At 41.8% G+C, this 20,233-nt stretch carries 22 protein-coding genes and 1 pseudogene; 7 read left to right on the top strand and 16 right to left on the bottom strand.

Annotated elements, in window-relative coordinates; all coding sequences use genetic code 11:
* Positions 1–207 precede the first annotated feature (207 nt).
* A complete protein-coding gene (locus tag ACTJJD_RS16805) occupies positions 208–1,086 on the bottom strand; it encodes a nucleotidyltransferase-like protein (protein ID WP_017358856.1) in 879 nt (292 codons plus the stop codon).
* A gap of 189 nt (positions 1,087–1,275) precedes the next feature.
* On the opposite strand from ACTJJD_RS16805, the gene ACTJJD_RS16810 reads away from it, so the two are divergent.
* Positions 1,276–1,623 carry a YgzB family protein gene (locus tag ACTJJD_RS16810; RefSeq protein ID WP_007496750.1) on the top strand — a complete coding sequence of 116 codons (348 nt, stop codon included), beginning with the start codon at positions 1,276–1,278 and terminating at the stop codon, positions 1,621–1,623.
* A 35-nt stretch (positions 1,624–1,658) separates the two neighbouring features.
* Here ACTJJD_RS16810 and perR read toward each other — a convergent pair whose 3' ends face one another.
* The gene (gene perR, locus ACTJJD_RS16815; protein ID WP_003217782.1) at positions 1,659–2,096 is read right to left on the bottom strand and encodes a peroxide-responsive transcriptional repressor PerR; all 438 of its coding nucleotides are present in this window, start codon (positions 2,094–2,096) and stop codon (positions 1,659–1,661) included.
* Positions 2,097–2,255: 159 nt separating this feature from the next.
* The gene (gene bcp / locus ACTJJD_RS16820; RefSeq protein WP_007496746.1) at positions 2,256–2,723 is read right to left on the bottom strand and encodes a thioredoxin-dependent thiol peroxidase; all 468 of its coding nucleotides are present in this window, start codon (positions 2,721–2,723) and stop codon (positions 2,256–2,258) included.
* Positions 2,724–2,852: 129 nt separating this feature from the next.
* Between bcp and ACTJJD_RS16825 the strand changes: the two genes are divergently transcribed.
* Together ACTJJD_RS16825 and ACTJJD_RS16830 are read left to right on the top strand one after the other, a co-directional pair.
* Positions 2,853–4,148 (top strand): glutamate-1-semialdehyde 2,1-aminomutase, encoded by a 1,296-nt coding sequence (locus tag ACTJJD_RS16825; RefSeq protein WP_008341922.1) that lies wholly within the window; start codon positions 2,853–2,855, stop codon positions 4,146–4,148.
* Between the two features lie 247 nt (positions 4,149–4,395).
* Positions 4,396–5,469 (top strand): FUSC family protein, encoded by a 1,074-nt coding sequence (locus ACTJJD_RS16830; RefSeq protein WP_025206980.1) that lies wholly within the window; start codon positions 4,396–4,398, stop codon positions 5,467–5,469.
* Between the two features lie 227 nt (positions 5,470–5,696).
* Here ACTJJD_RS16830 and ACTJJD_RS16835 read toward each other — a convergent pair whose 3' ends face one another.
* The 10 genes and pseudogenes from ACTJJD_RS16835 to fabL all read right to left on the bottom strand — a co-directional run bounded on the left by ACTJJD_RS16835 (position 5,697) and on the right by fabL (position 15,245).
* Entirely contained in the window at positions 5,697–6,593 is an 897-nt protein-coding gene (locus ACTJJD_RS16835) for an ABC transporter permease (RefSeq protein ID WP_008341942.1), read from the bottom strand.
* A gap of 18 nt (positions 6,594–6,611) precedes the next feature.
* Complete coding sequence (locus ACTJJD_RS16840) at positions 6,612–7,613, bottom strand: ABC transporter permease (protein ID WP_007496737.1); 1,002 nt, start codon at positions 7,611–7,613, stop codon at positions 6,612–6,614.
* Positions 7,614–7,674: 61 nt separating this feature from the next.
* The gene (locus ACTJJD_RS16845) at positions 7,675–9,261 is read right to left on the bottom strand and encodes an ABC transporter substrate-binding protein (protein WP_440608673.1); all 1,587 of its coding nucleotides are present in this window, start codon (positions 9,259–9,261) and stop codon (positions 7,675–7,677) included.
* A complete protein-coding gene (locus ACTJJD_RS16850) occupies positions 9,236–10,213 on the bottom strand; it encodes an ABC transporter ATP-binding protein (RefSeq protein ID WP_099496399.1) in 978 nt (325 codons plus the stop codon). The genes ACTJJD_RS16845 and ACTJJD_RS16850 overlap by 26 nt, the downstream gene beginning before the upstream one ends.
* Positions 10,182–11,204: an ABC transporter ATP-binding protein gene (locus tag ACTJJD_RS16855; protein WP_041090775.1), complete on the bottom strand. Its 1,023-nt coding sequence runs from the start codon at positions 11,202–11,204 to the stop codon at positions 10,182–10,184. Before ACTJJD_RS16855 ends, ACTJJD_RS16850 begins: the two co-directional genes overlap by 32 nt.
* 112 nt (positions 11,205–11,316) lie before the next feature.
* Positions 11,317–13,059 (bottom strand): ABC transporter ATP-binding protein, encoded by a 1,743-nt coding sequence (locus tag ACTJJD_RS16860; protein WP_007496730.1) that lies wholly within the window; start codon positions 13,057–13,059, stop codon positions 11,317–11,319.
* Positions 13,060–13,154: 95 nt separating this feature from the next.
* A complete protein-coding gene (gene ntdP, locus ACTJJD_RS16865; RefSeq protein ID WP_008341956.1) occupies positions 13,155–13,685 on the bottom strand; it encodes a nucleoside tri-diphosphate phosphatase in 531 nt (176 codons plus the stop codon).
* Positions 13,686–13,832: 147 nt separating this feature from the next.
* Positions 13,833–14,093, bottom strand: a complete 261-nt coding sequence (locus ACTJJD_RS16870; protein ID WP_096881156.1) for a YgaB family protein — start codon at positions 14,091–14,093, stop codon at positions 13,833–13,835.
* A 174-nt stretch (positions 14,094–14,267) separates the two neighbouring features.
* Positions 14,268–14,417: pseudogene (locus tag ACTJJD_RS16875) on the bottom strand (gamma-type small acid-soluble spore protein); the annotation flags it as partial.
* Between the two features lie 75 nt (positions 14,418–14,492).
* Positions 14,493–15,245 (bottom strand): enoyl-[acyl-carrier-protein] reductase FabL, encoded by a 753-nt coding sequence (fabL, locus tag ACTJJD_RS16880; RefSeq protein ID WP_007496726.1) that lies wholly within the window; start codon positions 15,243–15,245, stop codon positions 14,493–14,495.
* Between the two features lie 81 nt (positions 15,246–15,326).
* Here fabL and ACTJJD_RS16885 point away from each other — a divergent pair, with 81 nt between their 5' ends.
* The gene (locus ACTJJD_RS16885; protein ID WP_008341962.1) at positions 15,327–15,551 is read left to right on the top strand and encodes a hypothetical protein; all 225 of its coding nucleotides are present in this window, start codon (positions 15,327–15,329) and stop codon (positions 15,549–15,551) included.
* On the opposite strand, the gene mutY is transcribed toward ACTJJD_RS16885, so the two are convergent.
* Positions 15,538–16,638, bottom strand: a complete 1,101-nt coding sequence (gene mutY / locus ACTJJD_RS16890) for an A/G-specific adenine glycosylase (RefSeq protein WP_045034508.1) — start codon at positions 16,636–16,638, stop codon at positions 15,538–15,540. The two genes, ACTJJD_RS16885 and mutY, sit on opposite strands and share 14 nt — an antisense overlap.
* A gap of 192 nt (positions 16,639–16,830) precedes the next feature.
* Between mutY and ACTJJD_RS16895 the strand changes: the two genes are divergently transcribed.
* The gene (locus ACTJJD_RS16895) at positions 16,831–17,811 is read left to right on the top strand and encodes a metal-dependent hydrolase (RefSeq protein WP_440608674.1); all 981 of its coding nucleotides are present in this window, start codon (positions 16,831–16,833) and stop codon (positions 17,809–17,811) included.
* A gap of 18 nt (positions 17,812–17,829) precedes the next feature.
* Here the strand turns inward: ACTJJD_RS16895 and rsoA are convergent, their stop codons facing one another.
* Positions 17,830–18,051 (bottom strand): sigma-O factor regulator RsoA, encoded by a 222-nt coding sequence (rsoA, locus tag ACTJJD_RS16900; RefSeq protein ID WP_038475040.1) that lies wholly within the window; start codon positions 18,049–18,051, stop codon positions 17,830–17,832.
* Entirely contained in the window at positions 17,999–18,601 is a 603-nt protein-coding gene (locus ACTJJD_RS16905) for a sigma-70 family RNA polymerase sigma factor (RefSeq protein WP_440608675.1), read from the bottom strand. Before ACTJJD_RS16905 ends, rsoA begins: the two co-directional genes overlap by 53 nt.
* A gap of 166 nt (positions 18,602–18,767) precedes the next feature.
* Here ACTJJD_RS16905 and ACTJJD_RS16910 point away from each other — a divergent pair, with 166 nt between their 5' ends.
* On the top strand, positions 18,768–18,932 hold the full coding sequence (locus ACTJJD_RS16910) for a YvrJ family protein (RefSeq protein WP_073415715.1): 165 nt from the start codon (positions 18,768–18,770) through the stop codon (positions 18,930–18,932).
* Between the two features lie 94 nt (positions 18,933–19,026).
* Positions 19,027–20,190: an oxalate decarboxylase family bicupin gene (locus tag ACTJJD_RS16915; protein ID WP_440608676.1), complete on the top strand. Its 1,164-nt coding sequence runs from the start codon at positions 19,027–19,029 to the stop codon at positions 20,188–20,190.
* The last annotated feature ends 43 nt before the right edge of the window (positions 20,191–20,233 follow it).

Here is a 20,233-nt window from a genome sequence, read left to right on the forward strand (position 1 = left end):
TTTTTATAAAAACTCGAATTAACAGGTACGTTTTGTCTTGTTTAGTTTTCAAAGATCATCTTCGTTATCGCTCAGAAGCGACTTTCTTAATATAACATTTGAGCACCGTGTGCGTCAAGTGTTTTTTTGAATTTCTTTTTGTCCGCTTTTCTTTCAAAGTAACTCGGTTGCTCATTAGCGACGTTTAATAATATACCATCATAATATTCATGCGTCAATATCTTTTTTAACAAAATATCCTCGGTGATAGATTTTTTGTCCCTTCGTCTCAATTGGCTCTACTAGCACAATTCCTTTTTCCACAAAGAAATCAATCATCACACTAAGATCAGGCGTGAAATGTTTGAGATCAGGATGTGCAAGAAGCTCGCCAAACAGCCAAATATCCTGCTGTTCCATGACATGACGCAAATGAGCCGCACCAATTTCTGCTTTTGAATGAATCAAGAAATCATTCGCTAGGAATAAAAGTTCTAACCGCTTATGAAGACTTTCGTGGCTTTCAATCAACTCTGAATAAAGTTTATATACTTCCGGTTCCATATGTCGTACTTGGTTCCAAACGGTCACTTCTGGGTGGAAGCCTTTATCAATCACTTCAATACGCGCCAGATGATGCAGGGCATGCACAATGGAATTATATGCATCGAGGAATTGATTTGATTCAAAAAATGCTTTTCCTTCTATATATCTTCGAATGAGCTTGCCATATTCTAAACCAATTTTGAGCTTGCGGTTAGAAAACGGGAATGTACTAAGTTCATCAATCAAGTTGAAAATATATTCATTTCGATCAAACAGGACTTTTCCGTTTAAAATCCAATCAATAATCCGTCTGTTGGTACCTAAGGTAATCCATTCCTTCAACTGATCATCTGTGACAACATTTAAAGAAGCTGTTTGGTGACCGGATTCATAGTGCTTAATAAATAACGGTTCTTCCGCATCCTTTACGATGACTAGAAGCGCTGCATCAAAGTTATCCGTCTCAGAAGATACTTTATGTCTTCTTTCTACTATAATCACAGCTAATGTATCTGGATGACTTGCTCTCTCTTGATAAATAGGACGGAGAAGATTTTCCATAGTGATTCCTCCAATACTCGGGTGTAAGGTTCTTCTCTAATGCTATGTATTTCTCCTCATAGAATCAAAATTCCTTCAATACATGAAAAAAGATCGTTGAATCATTATAAGCAATTTATTCACAAAACTCTATAACTAATTCAAACAGAAAGGTAAAATGTGCTATATTGGAGATAAGGGGGACTAGGGATGGCGAAATACTCCAGTAAGATTAATAAAATCAGAACATTTGCACTTAGTTTGGTTTTTGTTGGTTTTTTGATCATGTATATCGGTGTGTTCTTCAAGGAATCGGTCTGGCTGTCGACCTTCTTTATGCTACTCGGCGTGTTATCGATTGGATTGAGTACAGCCGTTTACTTTTGGATCGGTATGCTTTCTACGAAGGCAGTCCGTGTCGTATGTCCAGGCTGTGAGAAGGAAACAAAAGTGCTTGGGCGGGTGGACATGTGCATGCATTGCAGAGAGCCACTTACACTCGATCCAGCATTAGAAGGCAAAGAGTTTGATGAATCCTACAATCGAAAAAAGTCATAAAAATAAGCTGACCATTCAACTGGTCAGCTTTTTCATCAATGATTTTCTTTTTTTGCACATTCTTGACAAGTGCCATAGATCTCCAAGCGATGATGACTTACTGTAAAACCTGTCACATGGGATGCAAGCTGTTCTACTTCATCAAGGCCAGGATAGTGAAAGTCAACGATCTTTCCGCAGTTTTCACAAATCGCATGGTAATGGTCAGATGTCGCAAAATCAAATCGGCTTGAGGAATCCCCATACGTTAATTCTTTTACTAATCCAGATTCCCGGAAGACTCGTAAATTGTTGTAAACCGTTGCTACACTCATATTAGGAAATTTCCCTTCAAGTGCCTTATATATATCGTCCGCGGTTGGGTGTGTCATAGAATTTACGAGAAACTCCAAGATGGCATGGCGCTGCGGAGTAATTCGAACACCGGTTTCTTTTAGAGCGTCTAAAGCATCTTTTAGTTCGTGAGCAGCCATTTCATCATGCACCTCTCTTTTCAAAAATATTCTTATATTATAATCTTTATAAATAGTGTACCCCCAGAGCCGAAACTTTGTCAATTACAATCCTCTTTTTTACCTATTCTTCTTTACAAAAAAGACCGGCACGACTGCCGATCTCATCTCGTCAACATATTAAGCGTGAGCTTTCAGTTCCTCAAGCGCTTCTTCCACATGATCTTTCACCTTTACTTTACGCCACTCTTTCACAAGCTTTCCTTCTTTATTAATAAGAAACGTTGAGCGTTCAATTCCCATGTATTCCTTACCAAAGTTCTTTTTCAGCTTCCACACACCGAAAGCTTCAGACAATTTTTGTTCGTCATCTACAAGAAGCAGGAAAGGTAAGTCATGTTTTTCTTTAAACTTTTGGTGCTTGTCTTGACCGTCTGGGCTTACGCCGATAATCACAGCATCTAATTCGGCAAAGCTTTGATGGCGGTCACGAAAATCACAGGCTTCCGTTGTGCAGCCCGGCGTCATATCTTTTGGATAAAAATAAAGGACAATGTGTTTCCCTTTAAAATCAGAGAGCTTTACTTTCTCTCCATTATCACCAAGTAATTCAATATCAGGTACTTGCTGCCCCACTTCGATTGTCATGATACAATCCCTCCAACCTATTTTTTCATTAGCCTATCCAATTTCGAGAAGATATTCAACTAAGGACGCTTGCATCGGCATGTTAAAATAATGATAGACGACGTGATACGTTGAGATAGGAGGCTATTTATGAAATTCACCGAATCAGAAAAATTACATCAAGAGGCGCTGGAGCATATTGTTGGAGGGGTTAACAGCCCATCTCGTTCATATAAAGCAGTGGGCGGCGGGTCACCTGTTGCAATGGAAAAAGGCGAAGGCGCTTATTTTTGGGATGTTGACGGAAACCGTTATATCGACTATTTAGCAGCATACGGCCCAATTATTACGGGACATGCTCATCCTCATATTACAAAAGCCATCACGAAAGCAGCCGAGACGGGTGTCCTTTACGGAACACCAACGAAGCATGAAGTCACTTTTGCTAAGATGCTGAAGGAAGCGATGCCTGCTTTGGACAAAGTTCGTTTTGTCAATTCAGGTACAGAAGCTGTGATGACGACAATCCGTGTCGCTCGCGCTTATACAGGCAGAACAAAGATCATTAAGTTTGCCGGATGTTACCACGGCCATTCTGATCTTGTGCTAGTTGCGGCCGGCTCTGGACCTTCCACTTTAGGAACACCAGATTCAGCGGGCGTGCCTAAAAGTATTGCCAATGAAGTCATTACCGTTCCATTCAACGATATAGACAGCTACAAAGAAGCATTAGACCGCTGGGGTGATGAAGTAGCAGCTGTTCTTGTTGAGCCAATTGTCGGGAACTTTGGCATCGTAGAGCCTAAAGACGGTTTCCTGCAGCAGGTTAATGACCTGACTCATGAAAAAGGGGCTCTAGTCATCTATGATGAAGTCATTACAGCTTTCCGCTTTATGTATGGTGGTGCACAGGACTTGCTTCAAGTAAAACCTGACCTCACTGCATTAGGTAAAATTATCGGCGGCGGTCTTCCAATCGGCGCTTACGGCGGCAAAAAAGAAATTATGGAGCAAGTCGCCCCGCTTGGACCAGCATACCAAGCTGGTACGATGGCAGGTAATCCCGCCTCCATCCTTTCTGGTATTGCATGCTTGGAAGTGTTAAAAGAAGACGGGGTCTACGAACGTCTTGATCAGCTTGGGGCCATGTTAGAAGAGGGAATTTTAGCCCACGCAAAAAAACATCAAGTAGATATTACAGTGAATCGCTTAAAAGGTGCTCTCACCATTTATTTTACAAAGGAAACGATTGTGAACTACGAGCAGGCTGAAAATACGGATGGTGAAATGTTCGCCCGTTTCTTTAAATTCATGCTCGCACAAGGTATTAACCTCGCTCCTTCTAAATATGAAGCTTGGTTCTTAACCATTGCACATACTGAAAATGATATTTCTGAAACGCTCAAAGCAGTAGATCATGCGTTTGAACAGCTGAAACAATCATAATGAAGAGAAAAACAGACGTAAATTCATGCGTCTGTTTTTTTATTTACCAGCTCTTGATTGTCAAAAGCGAGTGAATCTGTTACATTTTTTCTCAATACCTTCTTTTGATGTTTTCATGAACTTTCAAAAATCACTTGAATATTTCGGAAGACCGCTGTATATTACTTAGTTGTTTCATCAAAATATTTATGATATATGACAAGTGGTCATCTATTATCGAAAAGAAAGGAATGCAGGGACAAAACCAATGAAACTTGGAGCCCGTATTTTAAAAACTGGTATTGCCATTGTACTCGCGCTTTACCTGGCAACATGGCTTGGGTTGCCGACACCCGTCTTCGCGGGAATTGCAGCTGTATTTGCTATCCAGCCATCTATTTATCGATCATTTTTAACGATTGTTGATCAAGTGCAAGCCAATATTATTGGAGCAGCACTTGCCATTACGTTCGGTCTGCTTTTTGGCACAGGACCAGTCATCATCGGCTTAACTGCCGTCATGGTCATTGCGATTAATTTAAAGCTGAAGATAGAACACACGATTCCGATTGCACTCGTAACCGTCATCGCGATTTTAGAAAGTGCAGGGGATCATTTCCTTTCCTTTGCCTTAATTCGAACAGCAACTGTGGTGTTAGGCGTACTTTCTTCATTTTTAGTGAATTTGATTTTCCTGCCACCAAAGTATGAAACAAAGCTTGTTCATCACATTATGGAAAATACGGAGGAGATTTTAAAATGGATCCGTCTGAGCTCCAGACAGTCTACTGATCATTCCACTTTAAAGGATGACATCGATCAAATAAAAGAACGTATGATCAAATTAGATCACATTTACTTGTTATACAAAGAAGAACGAAGCTATTTAAAGAAAACAACTTATGTCAAATCTAGAAAGCTTGTTTTATTCAGACAGGCAATCATGACGTCTAATCGAGCGCTGTACTTGCTGAAAAAGCTTCATAAGTTAGAAAATGAAATTCATTTGATGCCAGAGCATTTCAGAGAGAGCTTAACAGATGAGATTGATTATTTGCTTTATTGGCATGAACGTACCTTGATGAAGTTTGTTGGAAAAATGAAACCGCAGGACGATGATTTTCAGAATGAATGCTCTCTTCGTCTTGAAGCATTAACGAAATCATTTATTCAGCACCAGCAAAATCAAGAAAACGACTTGCTGGATTACAATATGCTGAATGTGATGTCGAGCATTATTGAATACCGTGATGAATTGGAGCATCTAGATACTTTGATTACAAGCTTCCAAACGTATCACCCAAAAGATAGTGAGATTGAGACAGAAGAAAAAGAAGCTTAAATACAAAAGCCCGATTCTTAGAATCGGGCTTACATTTTTGACAAAGGGCTACAATGATCTTTATTTTAGCCCTTTGTCTTCTTTGCAGCGTAGTTGAAAACCCTTGAAATCAAGAAAGGACGAGTACTGGAGCGGAGCGAATGCCATATTCGTGAGCACCAGCACGCAGGACTAACAACGAATGCGAGGGTTTGCCTACACGCTGAGACCGATTCTAAGAATCGGTCTTATTTTATTTTCTTCATTTTAGGATCAAGGGTGTCCCTTAATCCATCTCCCATCAAGTTAAAACCAAGAACCGTCAGCATGATCGCAATCCCCGGGAAAAATAAAGTCCATGGCGCTTGTACGAGATAAGGTCTCGCATCTGCAAGCATTTTCCCCCACTCTGGACTTGGCGCTTGTGCACCTAATCCTAAAAATCCTAAAGCCGCCGCTTCAATAATGGCAGTACCAATCGCAAGCGTCGCTTGAACGATGACCGGCACCATACTATTTGGCAGAATGTGACGGAGAACGATGCGGCGATGTGACATCCCGACTGCCTTTGCTGCTAAAACATATTCTTCTTGCTTAATGCTCAGCACCTTTGAACGAACCAGCCGCCCAAAAGTCGGGACGTTAATAATCGCTATGGCAATAAGGGCATTTTGTAAGGAAGGTCCTAAGATGGAAACGATCGCAATCGCTAATAGAATGCTAGGAAAAGCGAGTAAAATATCAAATAGTCTTGAGATGACAGCATCCAGCAATCTGCCGCCGTAACCTGCCATCAATCCAAGCAATGTCCCTAAAATAACCGACCCGAGAACGGAGAAGAAACCCACCCATAATGAAATCCGAGCTCCATGCACGACTCTAGAAAATATGTCTCTCCCGAAATCATCCGTACCAAACCAATGCGCAGCTGAAGGGGCACTAAATCGTTCGCCTAGTGACTGCTCGTTGATTCCATAAGGAGCAATGAGCGGTGCAAAGATTGCTAGGATCAGAAATAAAAAGACAATCACAGTGCCAATGACCGCCAGCTTGTGCTGAAAGAACAGTTTCATCGATTCAAGAATCAGTGATTGAGAGCGTTCTTCCTTTTGTTCAGGTGCTTGAAGCTCTTTTTGCGCTTCCATGTCGTCACTCTCCCTTCTCTAGTATTTAATCCTCGGATCAATGACTGCATACAAGATATCCACAATGAAATTGATCAGCACAAATATGAGCGCAACAACAAGAATGCCAGTTTGAATAACAGGATAATCACGATAGCTAATTGCATCGTAAATATACCGCCCAATTCCCGGCCAAGCAAAGATCGTTTCTGTTAAAATGGCTCCGCCTAGCAAGAGACCTGTTTGAAGACCAATAATCGTTAAAATCGGAATGAGCGCATTTTTCAGCCCATGCTGATAAATGATGAAAAATGAACGTACCCCTTTTGCTTTTGCTGTTCGAATAAAATCTGAATGAAGAACTTCCAGCATACTTGCCCTCGTAATCCTTGCAATAATCGCAGCAGGAATCGTTGCGAGAGCGGTACTTGGTAAAATTAAATGCTTGATGCTGTCAAAGAATTGATCAAATCGTCCTTGCAAAAGCGTGTCCAGCGTATGAATATAGGTGATCGACTCTACCGGATTTCTGACGTTTTCTCGTCCTGTAGTCGGCAAAATACCTAATTCAATCGAGAATAGCCACTGTCCCATTAAGCCTAACCAGAAAATCGGCATGGACACCCCAATGAGCGCAATAAACATGGCCACATAATCAAAGAAAGAATGTTTAAACCACGCACTAATGATTCCGGCATTCACACCGACAATAATCGCCAGCAACATAGCGAAGAAAGTCAATTCTAATGTAGCGAATAAGTAAGGCTTCATTTCCTGGGCAATAGCCGCTCCTGTTCGTATGGAAGTCCCTAGATCGCCTTTTAAAAGCCCCAGCATGTAGTGACCATATTGAACGTACCACGGCTGGTCTAAACCAAGCTGAATCGTCAATTGCTCTACTGCTTCTTTCGTTGCCCGCTGTCCTAAGATGACCTGCGCCGGATTTCCAGGGATAAACCGAATAATAGAAAATACAACTAAGGTCATTCCGATCAGTACTGGAATGAGCATTCCTGCTCGCTTCATACAATAAGCAAACAAACAGCTTTCACCGCCTTTTCATTGTTTGGATAAGGGAGATCGAACGATCTCCCTTATTTGCTTATTCGAAATATACGTCAGTCAATGCTTCGGAACCAGTCGGATGCGGCTGGTAGCCTTTTAAATCTTTAGATGCGGCAAGCATTGGAATTGAATGGACTAATGGAATCCAAGGTGCTTCATCATGAATGATTTCTTGAGCTTCTTGATATAATTCATTTCGCTTCTTTTGATCCGTATCGGTCTGCGCTTCAATGAGGATGTCATGCATTTTATCGTTTTGGAAGAATGTATAGTTGTTACCGCCAATACTGTCTTTATCTAATAATGTATAGATGAAATTATCAGGATCGCCATTGTCCCCTGTCCATCCTAATAAGAACACATCTGCTTCGCCTTTACTTGCTTTATCTAAATAAGTCGCCCAATCATATGTGACGATTTCGGCTTTGACACCAACTTTTTCAAAGTTTGACTGAATGACTTCAGCTACCTTCATCCCGTCTGGCATATATGGACGCGGCACAGGCATTGCCCAAAGCTTGATGCGAAAACCGTCAGGGAAGCCTGCCTCTTTCAATAGTTCTTTTGCTTTTTCCGGATCATATGGATATGGCTCAATCTCGTCATTGTAGCCTTCTAATGACGGAGGAAGTGGATTTTTTGCTGGTTCAGCAAGCCCTCCATAAAACGACTCGATGATTGATTCTTTATCAACTGCATAATTGAGTGCCTGACGAACCAACTTGTTATCAAGCGGCTTTTTAGTGACTGTCAGCCCGATATAACCTACGTTCATGGATGGTCTTTCAATCAGCTGGAGCGCTTTGTCTGTTTTAATGCCATCTAAATCGGACGGATTGACGCCATCCATTAAGTCGATTTCGCCTGTTTTAAGCGCATTTAAACGAGCAGAGTTTTCAGGAATAGAGCGGAAGATGATTTGTTTCAGTTTTGGTTTATCTTTTTGCCAGTAATCTTCGTTCTTTTCTAAGACAATACGGTCGTTCTGTTTCCATTCTTTAAACTTAAATGGTCCTGTGCCCACTGGGTTTTCTCTAAATGAATCACCGCTTTTTTCAACTGCTGCAGGACTAGCGATACCAAATGGTGACATGGCGATGTTTTTCAGAAATGTTGCTTGCGGGCGTTTGAGTTGAAATTCAATTTCATGCTCTCCTTTGACGATGATGTCTTTAATGACATGCCCTTTATCTTTTTTATAGCCGCCAAACATGCCGTAGTAAGGAAATTTTTCGGCATCTCCATTCATCCAGCGGTCAAAGTTGAATTTCACTGCTTCTGCATTAAAATCTGTGCCATCGTGAAATTTCACACCTTCTCTTAAGTAGAACGTGTACGATTTTCCGTCCTTTGCAACATCCCATTCTGTTGCGAGGCCCGGATGGATGGTCGTGTCTTTTTCACCGTAATTCAAAAGCTTTTCAAACATATTCTCTGTGACCTTGAAGGTTTCGCCTTCTGTTGTTGTAATCGGATCAAGTGACGTAGAGTCCCCTCCTCTGCCGAATACGAGAGTGTCTTTTGTGGCTTTTTCTTCTGATGTTGATGAAGATGAACAGCCCCCTAAAAATAACGCAAGTGCTAGCACAAAAATGAAACTACTGAATAACCATGTCTTCTTCATTGTGTTCCTCCTTTTGATATAAATAGCACGCAGCTGCATGGCCTGTTTTCTCCTCATACAAAGGCGGAACAGCTTGCAAGCATTGCGCCCACCTTTTTGGACATCTTTTATAGAAAGGACAGCCATCTTCTGACACCAGGGTGGATTCTTCCGCTGACACATCCTGCGTTTCCAGCACGTGATCCATATGTGGAATGGATGTCAGAAGAAGCGATGTATAAGGATGAAGCGGCTTGTGAAATACGTCCTCCGCAGGACCCATTTCTACAATACGGCCAGCGTACATCACTGCAATTCGGTCGCTCATATACTTGACAACGCCTAGATCGTGAGAAATAAACAAGTACGTCAGAGAAAGCGTATTTTGCAATTCGAGCATTAAATTCAATATTTGCGCTTGAACCGATACATCTAAAGCGGAAACTGGCTCATCGGCAATCACAAGACTTGGATGAGTAATCAGCGCCCTAGCAATTCCAATACGCTGCCTCTGACCGCCGCTGAATTGGTGCGCATAACGGTCTCCATAGGATGGGTCAAACCCAACAATGTGCAACATCTCTTTTACCCGCTTTTGTCTTTCTGCTTTTGTTCCATGTTTATGAACAATGAGCGGTTCTTCTAAAATGTCTTTGATTTTCATTCGTGGATTTAAGGAAGCGTATGGATCTTGGAAAATCATTTGAATGTCTTTTCTGAAGGAACGCATGTCTCGTTCTTTCAGAAGCATCACTTCTTTTCCTTTCATTTGGATTGAGCCAGAAGTCGGTTCGATTAATCTCATTAAGCTTTTGCCAAGGGTTGATTTCCCGCAGCCAGATTCGCCCACAATGCCGAGCGTCTCTCCTTCTTTCACGTGAAAGGACACTTGATTTAAAGCCATAGTCGTCTGTTTGTGTTTAGAAAAAAATGCCGATGTGTCATAACGCTTCGTCAGTTGATTCACTTGCAATAGTGGGTGATTCAGTGTCTTCTCCTCCTTCCATTAGAAAACATGCGACGCGGTGATTGTGTGAAATGGATTGTAAAGATGGGTCTTTTTCAAGACATTGCGTCATTTGATATGGACAGCGTGGTGCAAATTGACAGCCGGACCGAATAGCTCCTGGCTTAGGTACATGACCCGCAATAGACATGAGTTTTTCTTTTTTCTCTTTAAATGATGGAACAGAGGCGAAAAGACCTTTCGTGTAGGGATGGAGAGGTTTTTGGAAAATACGGTCAACGGTTCCTTCTTCTACGATTCGACCGGCATACATAATCATGACACGCTGGCATATTTGCCGCACGACGCCTAAATCATGAGTAATAAATAAAATAGCGGTGTCCATCTCTTCATTTAACTTTTTGAGCAAACGAAGAATTTGTGCTTGGATGGTGACATCAAGTGCAGTCGTTGGTTCATCTGCAATCATGAGCTTTGGGTGACACAGCATCGCCATCGCAATCATCACACGCTGACGCATGCCGCCCGATAGTTCATGTGGATATTTTTTGAGTAATGACGCTGCTTGTTTCAGGCCTACCGTTTGAAGCAAATCTACCGCTTTCGCTTTTGCTTCTTTTTGGCTGATGGCCTGATGTGTGAAAAGGGCTTCTGTCATTTGCTTGCCGATGGTCATGAGTGGATTGAGAGAAGTCATGGGTTCCTGGAAAATCATTGAGATGTCATTCCCTCTGACCTCTCGCCATTGTTTCTCCGAAAGTGACAGCAGGTTTTGACCTTCAAATTGTATGTGACCTGTTGTTTCTGTTTGATGATTCAGCCCCATTAAAGACATCGATGTGATGCTTTTCCCGCAGCCAGATTCGCCCACAATACCTAAGGTTTCTCCTTTTTGAATAGAGAATGAGATGTCATGGACGATCGGCACTCTCTGTTTTTTTTGCTGAAAGGCAATGGACAGCTGTTTGACATCTAGCAATACTTCTTGTTCTTTCACATCTTCACCACCCCGTCATACTTTTTAAAATTGTATTGAGACAAGCTGGGAAATATGTCATGTTTTTGACAAGCATAAAAAAGCCTATCCGCTAGAATCGGATAGGCTTCTACTAATTTAATGTTTGAATGGTAAATAGATGGCGATAGTGGCTGTCTCGGTTCATTAATTCTTCATGTGTTCCTTTTTCCACAATCTCGCCTTGTTCCATGACCACAATGAGGTCCGCATGTGTAATCGTTGATAAACGGTGCGCAACTATAAAAGTTGTGCGATCTTTTGCCAGCTTTTGCATCGCTTCTTGAATGTAATGTTCACTTTCTAAATCAAGTGCAGACGTCGCTTCGTCTAAAATAAGCAGCGGTGGATTTTTAAGAAATACCCTTGCAATTGAAATTCGTTGTTTTTGACCGCCTGATAGCTTTACGCCACGTTCTCCTACTTTCGTGTCATATCCTTCAGGAAGAGACATGATAAAATCATGCGCATTAGCCGCTTTGGCAGCCGACACAATTTTCTCAAAGGATGCTTCCGGGTCTCCCACAGCGATATTTTCTTTAATGGTGTCACTGAATAAAAATGTATCTTGGAGCACCATCCCGACTTGATTACGCAGGCTTCTTGCCTTGTACTCTTTAATATCAATGCCGTCAATTTCGAGTGATCCGCTTGTGACATCATAAAATCTTGGAATTAGGCTGACGAGTGTCGACTTCCCTCCGCCGCTCATTCCTACAAGCGCAACGGTTTGGCCTTTTTCTACTTTCAAGGAGATATTGTGTAAAATCTCTTCCTGTGTATGTTCGTAACGGAACGACACATCTTTAAATTCTACCTCTCCTTTTAAGTGATTGGCTTCTTTTGCATTCGGCTTATCTGTTACTTCATACGGTTCATCAATAAACTCAAAAATACGATCCATTGAGGCTACTGACTGAGTTAAAGTCGTCGATGAGTTAATGAGACGACGAATCGGGTTGTACATCCGGTCAATGTAGCCGACAAAGGCAATCATTGTCCCAATTGAAAGCGACCCGTTAATGACGGTATAGCCAGCAAAAGCAATGATGAGCAGCGGCGCAATGTCTGTGATCGTATTGACGACGGCGAATGTTTTGGCATTCCAATTCGTATGATTGATCGCTTTGTTTAAGAAATTTTTATTTTCATCGTGAAAATTCTCTTGTTCGTATTCTTCAATCGCAAAGCTGCGAATGACAGGCATTCCTTGTACTCGCTCATGCAGGTGCCCTTGTACCTCAGCGAGTGCCTGCGACCGCTCTTTTGTCAGCTTGCGAAGCCGTCCGTAAAAATACTTCACTGCTAACGCATACAGTGGAAAAATAATGACAGACACAATGGTGAGTTTAAGATCCAGTGTACACATAATGGCGATCACAATCAGGACGGTCATCAAATCAAGCCAAATGTTCATAAGCCCTGTGATGACAAATTCCTTTGTTTGCTCCACATCGTTGATGACCCTTGAAATAATTTCCCCTGTTCTCGTGTTGGCGTAATAACGAAGGCTCAACTTTTGAATGTGCGAGAACAATTTTTCCCGAATATCAAATAATACCTTACTGCCTGTCCACTGCGCATAGTATTGTCTGTAGTACTCAACAGGCGGTCTCATCACTAAAAATAAGACAAGCATGATTCCCATAATAATAAAGAGAGTGGATGTTTTTTCTTCAGCCGATCCAGAGCCTTGAATCACATCATCAATGACATACTTTAAAAGCAGAGGCAATGTTAAGGGAATCGAGAACTTAATCATTCCGATCACCATTGTCAATGCAATCTGTTTTTTATACGGTGTTACAAAAGCCATGTAACGTTTTATGACCCCCATGTAAATCTCCTTCCCAATCTATCAGTGCCTCTTATCCGTACGCAATCAAAAACCTGTTGGCTTTGAAAAGCCAAACAGGTTTTAGCTGCTGTTACTTATTTTGTATAACGCAAAAAACGTTCATACCACATATCCACAAATTCTGGAGCAAACGGTCCCTTCCGCTGGTGAATCCAATGCAGTAATGTATTTAGATGCTCTCGTAAGATACTATCGATTTCTTTTGGATAATTCATCTGCCTCTTATGATCTGCATATTCATCCTCATCCAAAATATTATACGTCATGTCCGGAAAGACTTTGACATCTAAGTCGTAATCAATATACTTAATCGCCTCTTCATCTGTCGCAAAAGGAGAGCTGATGTTGCAGTAATAATACACCCCATCATCTCGAAGCATCCCAATGACATTAAACCATTGTTTTGCATGAAAATAGCAAATAGCCGGTTCTCTTGTCATCCATGTTCGGCCATCGGATTCAGTCACCATTGTTCGATCGTTTGCACCAATGATACACAATTCCGTTGCTTTCAGAATGGTGGTTTCATTCCAAATCCTGTGGATCAAGCCATTATGTTTATAGCTTTGAATTTGGATGGTTTCTCCTTCCTTGGGATAGCCCATATTTTCTCCCCTACTTTCTATAACAAACAAACCTAACAGTCCAAAGACCTAATTTCCCAACTAAACATGTCTCTATTATATTATACCGTTACATCATTAAAAAATGAAATGAAAAAGCCATTCAACCCAATTGAACGGCACACTCTTTTACATCACGGTTGAGCTCTTCTCCATTTGCTTATACGAATTGATGACTTGTTCAGTCTGTTTTGTAAATAGTGTTTGGACTTTTTGCAGTTCCTCTCGTTTCTGTTTGATTTGATCATGAAGCTTATGCCGCTCTTCCTTTTTTTCACCTTGCAGCAATCGTTTTTCTGACTCTAAGTACAGATCAAGTTCTCCTTGTACATCGAGCAGCTGATCCATAAGCTGCATTTGTTCTTTGACAAGCTGGTCGAAATCAGACATCTAACTCCTCCCTTTCATTCGTATCGACTTTTTGTATCTATACCATTTCTTGAAAGAAGGAAGAAGTCCTTTGACTGTTTATGTAGAGGTTTTACAGGTTTTGTCGGATGGTGGGGAGAGGCAAAAAGAAAAGCACTTCATTCGTAGATGAAGTGCTTCCCTTTGTTTCAGTGATTAGCTGTTTTGTTGTTTGTTTTGCTCAGCTTTTTGGTTGTATTTTTTTACGTGCTGTGCGTCAGTCTCGCTAGCAAATTCAGTGCCATATTGACCGCCTTGTGCAGCAGCTTGGTTTTGTTTTTTCACTTGTTGTGCGTTTGTTTTGTTTTGTTGTTTATCCATCATTATCACCTCCACGCACATTAATTTGTGCAGAAGGTGTACATCTTATTCATGATTTTTTTAAACAAGCAAAGAACGTCCGCCATCGACGATAATCGTCTGTCCTCTAATCATATCTGCTTTGCCTGATACAAGGAATTCTACACTGTCGACCATGTCTTTAATTTCCACCATACGGCCTGCTGGTGTATTTTTCTTAGCATCTTCTAATAGCTCTTCACGATTTGGGAAGTGCTTGAGTGCATCTGTATCGATGGCGCCGCCTGATACGGCATTTACGACGATATTTTTTTGTGACAGCTCAACGGATAGGTAGCGTGTCAACGCTTCTAGTGCTGCTTTAGATACACCGACCACCGTGTAGTTTTCAAGGTAGCGGATGGAGCCTAGTGAGCTAATGCTGACGATATGTCCGCCGCCGTTTTTCTCCATTAATTTGGCTGCTTCTTGTCCGCAGAATAACAAGGCCTTCGCATTGATATTCATGGTCCAGTCCCAATGATTTTCTTCAAGATCCATGATTGGGCGCTGAACGCCAGATGCCGCATTGTTCACAAATACGTCTAAACGGCCAAACGTTTCGTCAATTTGCTGGAACATGTCTTTGATTTTCTCTGGCTGACCAACGTTGGCTTTGACAACTAATGTTTTAACACCCATCGCTTCAATTTCTTCAGCTGTTTCAAGTGCTGCTTTTTTGCTTCTTGCATAGTTAATGACAATGTCATATCCTTTTTCAGCCAGGCGAAGGGCTACTTCTTTCCCGACACCTCTACTGCTGCCTGTAATTAGTGCACATTTACGCTTGTTCATTATGGTTCATCTCCTGATTTGAATAGTTTTCGTCCATTCGCTTCACACTAATAGGAAAGTTCCTATTAGGAGGTTACATTCATGTATGTCGGACGCGATTTAAGCCAGCTTGGCATGATGTCAAAGGATCAATGGAAAGATACTGAGCTTGCTTTTTTTCACCATGCTTTCCAACAAATTTTACCTTATTTAAACGAAGAAGGGCAATCTAAGTATCGAGAAATCATTTCTGAAATTGAAAACCGTGGGGGTCTGCACCGAAATGAAGCCGATTATACCCATGGTACAACGGTTAAATATGACTAGGCTGTTCAAGTGCCATCTTCCATATTTTTTGATGTGAGACTGGCAAAGCATATGCCTCAAATTCTTCTGTTGTGACTTTTTTTAGCATCGTGTCATCAGATACAGAAGTCACACGTCCAAAGAAAACAGAAATATTCCAGATGAGGTGGGTAAATACATGTTGAATGGTGCCTTCTAAATCACCAAGTTCTGCTTGTACACCCGCTTCCTCTTTTAAGAAATCAATCAGCTGCTCTTTTTCCGTTTTTCTTCCCTTCATTGTTTCCATGTTTGGGAACTCCCATAAATTCGCAAGCAGACCTGTACTTGGACGTTTATGAATATAAAGATGGCCTGCATCGTCAAATAACACCGCTGCTGCCATTGATTTCGCAGTCGGCTTTTTCTTTTTACTTTTCACCGGCAGCTCATGCTGAACGCCTTCCTCAAGTGCTGAGCAATGCATGTTTACAGGACAAATGAGGCATGCAGGAGAGGTTGGGGTACAAATAAGCGCACCTAGCTCCATTAGCCCTTGATTGAATTCTGACGGCTTTTCCCGGGAAATGAGCTGATCAACTGCAAATTCGAAAATGTTTCTCGTTTTTGGTTTTGCAATATCATCCCATATGGACAAGATACGGGAAATGACCCTCATCACGTTGCCGTCTACCGCAGGGTATGGCTTGTTATAGGCGATACTCAGCACTGCGCCGCTCGTATACGGGCCTACACCTTTCAGTTTTGAAAATTGTTCTTTCGTATCAGGGACAACGCCCCCGTAGGATTCATAGACTTCTTTCACAGCTGCCTGTAAATTACGCACTCGTGAGTAGTAGCCAAGACCTTCCCATGCTTTCATGACCTTTTCTTCATCAGCTAAAGCAAGATCCTTCACCGTCGGGAATTGCTCCATAAACCGATTGAAGTACGGAATGACCGTATCCACTCTTGTTTGCTGGAGCATCACTTCTGATACCCAGACGCGATATGGATCTTGATTTTCACGCCATGGAAGTGTTCGTTGTTCTTTTTCATACCAATCGATTAAATCATGCTGAAAGCCCGCAATATCTTTGCGGTCCAGCTTTTCTTGAATGTCTTTCATATCTATACTCCTTCTCACTTGAACCGAGGGCTAACGTTCTGAAAAGAACCTTATTTGTTGTATACTGTTTGTAGATACGTTAACATGTTACATTAAATCGAGATAAAGCAAAAGTGATTTTGCACATAGTCTTGATGAGAGACGTATACTTTGTATGATTGTTCCTAAGCATGACAACTAGGAGGTAATCAATTGGACACTGGTACTCATGTAGTAATGGGCATTTCTCTTGGGGGACTTGCGCTTTTAGATCCAGCCGTCAGCGCAGATCCACACATGGCACACGCCGTGATGATCGCGACCATCGCCGGCTCCCAAGCACCAGACATTGATACTGTGCTAAAACTAAAAAATAATGCAGTTTATATAAGAAATCACCGGGGATTTACTCATTCCATTCCGGCTGTACTGTTTTGGTCATTGCTAATTCCGGCTGTGATTTTCCCATTTGTGCCGGGGGCGAATATACTTCACCTTTGGCTATGGACCCTATTAGCCGTCGTGCTTCATGTGTTTGTCGATATTTTCAATGCATACGGTACGCAGGCCATTCGCCCATTTTCGAAGAAATGGGTAGCGCTTGGGATCATTAATACGTTTGATCCGTTTATCTTTTTTACACATCTTGTCGCCATTGGCGTATGGGCGATTGGCGGGCATCCCGGCTATACGTTCATCTCGCTATATGCCGTGATTTTTTGTTACTATATCGTCAGGGTCATCATGCAGCTTCAGATTAAACGCCAGCTGCGTGCACGATTCGATGAGATTGAAGACATTATTATTTCGCCTACAATGAAGTTCAGACAATGGCGCATTGCCGTGAAATGTAAATCCTCTTTCCATGTTGGACGCAGTATGAATGGTGAGATCATCATTTTAGACACCTTTAACCGTGTGCCGGTCCCTGATACTGAGATTATGAAAATTGCCAAACAGGATGAAAACATTTCAGCCTTTCTCTCCTTCTCCCCTGTCTACCGGTGGGAAGTGGATAAATACAAGGATCATTATGAGGTACGGTTCATTGATTTGCGCTACCGCAGCAAAGGTCACTATCCTTTTGTTGCAATCTGCCATATCGACATGGACCACCAAATCAAAAATTCCTATACCGGCTGGATTTTCAGTGAAGAAAAACTGCAAAAAAAATTAAGACTCGGCTCTGTGTGAGCGAGTCTTTTTTTGTGCTTACATCTTCGTCATATATTCCACAATAAACTCCCAAAAGCCAGGTCCCTCTTGGTAAATCAGCCAGTCTACTTTTTCGATGAGTTTGATATAGAGTTCTTGTTCGAGGTCTTCTCTTTCTTGATATGCCGTGTTTTGTAGTTTCTTTTTGATCATGGGTGTGAAGGTTTCAATGAGTTCTTCCATTTCTCCATTGGTCATTTTGTCTTCGTTCACGGACATCTCCCCCTGTTTCTTCTTTTAGTTTGTTGAGCGCTTTTTTGTGGATGTTTGAGATGTTTTGTCTTGATTCGCCCAGCCGGTCGGCTATTTCCTTCATCGTTTGGCCTTCGACATAAATATGGGTTAGAACCATTTTTTGTTTTTCTGTGAGCTGCTGATAGGCCTTGTACAATCTTGGGTCTTGCAGGTGCTCCCCTAAGTCTTGTTGGTTAAAGAGCACAGCTTCATACGTATCTGCTTGAACAGGGTCTTTCACTTCTTGCGTATCAGGATGATCGAGTATGAGCGGAAAACGATGCTGCTTTTTTTTCACTCGTTTGTCAAAGTCGACTGAAAAGATGCGGATCATTGTGGAAATATACTTGATGATGCGGATTTTTTGATAAAACTGCTTGAACTCGGAATCTAGTTTTTTCGCATTTTCCTCGTTTGGCTCTTCCATGACTTGCCGGAGCAGCTGCTGGTTTTTAGGATTGCTTAAAAATTGCTGAATGAGCGGGTGATCAATTATTTCCTTCCATTTTGCTTTCAATAACAGCCGATAATCCATGTGCATCCTCCCCTTTGTTCTCTCTACTTGCATTAAGTGGACAAAAGTTAAAAAAAGTAAACTTTGTGAAACGGGTCTAATGGTTCATTTTCTCCCCTTTTGATTTCCTATTTCTTCTTTCATACCACTTATAGAGAAGACGAGCATCCGCTGGGAGGTGAGACAAATGGAGACCTTTTTTTCGGAGGAATGGCTGAAGCAGCTCGGTCAGGCTGGATTTCCTGCTATTTTAACGATTTATTTGCTGACACGTTTTGAACGAAAGTTTGATGAATTAAGCAAACTCATCCAACGATTGGTCGCTGTTCAAAAAAATGATGAATCAGATTGACATCTTCTTGATTCGTTTCACCTTATGAAAACGAGGGCGAAATGAAAGGCCTTTTGTCACCTCACACAATACGATGTTGAAAGGGGATTTTATCATGAGTGAAAAGCAAAATGGTGTACCGCAGCCGATTCGAGGAGAAAAAGGAGCAACGGTCAAAATTCCACGTAATCTCGAGCGAGACAGACAAAACCCAGATATGCTCACGCCACCAGAAACCGATCATGGAACGGTTTCCAACATGAAATATTCTTTTTCTGATACGCACAACCGTTTAGAAAAAGGCGGTTACGCAAGAGAAGTCACGGTACGTGAACTGCCAATCTCTAAAAGTCTTGCCTCTGTGAACATGCGGCTAAAGCCTGGTGCGATTCGTGAGCTTCACTGGCATAAGGAAGCGGAGTGGGCGTACATGATTTATGGGGAAGCCCGAATTACATCGGTTGATGCAGAGGGGCGCAATTTTACAGAGGATGTGACCGAGGGTGATTTATGGTACTTCCCCTCAGGCTTGCCGCACTCTATTCAAGCACTTGAACCAGGAGCTGAGTTCTTGCTTGTGTTTGATGATGGTTCCTTCTCTGAAAATAGTACGTTCCAAGTGACTGATTGGCTTGCGCATACCCCAGAGGAAGTCGTTCTCCAAAACTTTGGAATGACAAAGGAGCAATTTAAGAAGCTGCCAGAGAAAGAGAAGTATATTTTCCAAAAAGGAATTCCTGGTTCCCTTGAATGTGACAAGGTGCAAACAGAGCAAGGAGAAGTCCCGAATTCCTTTAAATATGAGCTATTAAAACAAGAGCCAATTACGTCAAGCGGTGGACAAGTGTGGATTGCGGACTCTACCAATTTCAAAGCGTCTAAAACGATTGCATCCGCTCTTGTGAAAGTTGATCCAGGTGCCATTCGTGAGCTGCACTGGCATCCAAATACGGATGAATGGCAATATTTCATTTCTGGAAAGGCACGAATGACGGTATTTGCTTCTGATGGACATGCGAGAACCTTCAACTATCAGGCGGGAGACGTTGGCTATGTGCCATTTGCGATGGGGCATTATGTAGAAAATACAGGCGACGAACCGCTCTATTTCTTAGAAATCTTTAAGAGCGATCATTATGCAGACATTTCACTCAATCAGTGGCTTGCGGTGACACCGAAACAGCTTGTTTTGGATCATTTAGATCAAGGCGAAGAATTCTTAAAACTGCTTGATACAGAAAAACATCCTGTCATCGCTGCACCTAAAAAAGAGGATTAATTCCAACCTTCCTGCAAAAAGGCTGTCCTTTTTGCAGGTATCT

Origin of the sequence: Bacillus sp. 22446, from assembly GCF_052044955.1 — a bacterium.
Lineage (GTDB): Bacteria > Bacillota > Bacilli > Bacillales > Bacillaceae > Bacillus > Bacillus altitudinis.

Bases quoted from the DNA above. Each gene is read 5' to 3' on its own strand.
- ACTJJD_RS16805 (WP_017358856.1), bottom strand. From the start codon at position 1,086: ATGGAAAATCTTCTCCGTCCTATTTATCAAGAGAGAGCAAGTCATCCA.
- ACTJJD_RS16810 (WP_007496750.1), top strand. From the start codon at position 1,276: ATGGCGAAATACTCCAGTAAGATTAATAAAATCAGAACATTTGCACTT.
- perR (WP_003217782.1), bottom strand. From the start codon at position 2,096: ATGGCTGCTCACGAACTAAAAGATGCTTTAGACGCTCTAAAAGAAACC.
- bcp (WP_007496746.1), bottom strand. From the start codon at position 2,723: ATGACAATCGAAGTGGGGCAGCAAGTACCTGATATTGAATTACTTGGT.
- ACTJJD_RS16825 (WP_008341922.1), top strand. From the start codon at position 2,853: ATGAAATTCACCGAATCAGAAAAATTACATCAAGAGGCGCTGGAGCAT.
- ACTJJD_RS16830 (WP_025206980.1), top strand. From the start codon at position 4,396: ATGAAACTTGGAGCCCGTATTTTAAAAACTGGTATTGCCATTGTACTC.
- ACTJJD_RS16835 (WP_008341942.1), bottom strand. From the start codon at position 6,593: ATGGAAGCGCAAAAAGAGCTTCAAGCACCTGAACAAAAGGAAGAACGC.
- ACTJJD_RS16845 (WP_440608673.1), bottom strand. From the start codon at position 9,261: ATGAAGAAGACATGGTTATTCAGTAGTTTCATTTTTGTGCTAGCACTT.
- ACTJJD_RS16860 (WP_007496730.1), bottom strand. From the start codon at position 13,059: ATGGGGGTCATAAAACGTTACATGGCTTTTGTAACACCGTATAAAAAA.
- ntdP (WP_008341956.1), bottom strand. From the start codon at position 13,685: ATGGGCTATCCCAAGGAAGGAGAAACCATCCAAATTCAAAGCTATAAA.
- ACTJJD_RS16870 (WP_096881156.1), bottom strand. From the start codon at position 14,093: ATGTCTGATTTCGACCAGCTTGTCAAAGAACAAATGCAGCTTATGGAT.
- fabL (WP_007496726.1), bottom strand. From the start codon at position 15,245: ATGAACAAGCGTAAATGTGCACTAATTACAGGCAGCAGTAGAGGTGTC.
- ACTJJD_RS16885 (WP_008341962.1), top strand. From the start codon at position 15,327: ATGTATGTCGGACGCGATTTAAGCCAGCTTGGCATGATGTCAAAGGAT.
- mutY (WP_045034508.1), bottom strand. From the start codon at position 16,638: ATGAAAGACATTCAAGAAAAGCTGGACCGCAAAGATATTGCGGGCTTT.
- rsoA (WP_038475040.1), bottom strand. From the start codon at position 18,051: ATGTCCGTGAACGAAGACAAAATGACCAATGGAGAAATGGAAGAACTC.
- ACTJJD_RS16905 (WP_440608675.1), bottom strand. From the start codon at position 18,601: ATGGATTATCGGCTGTTATTGAAAGCAAAATGGAAGGAAATAATTGAT.
- ACTJJD_RS16910 (WP_073415715.1), top strand. From the start codon at position 18,768: ATGGAGACCTTTTTTTCGGAGGAATGGCTGAAGCAGCTCGGTCAGGCT.
- ACTJJD_RS16915 (WP_440608676.1), top strand. From the start codon at position 19,027: ATGAGTGAAAAGCAAAATGGTGTACCGCAGCCGATTCGAGGAGAAAAA.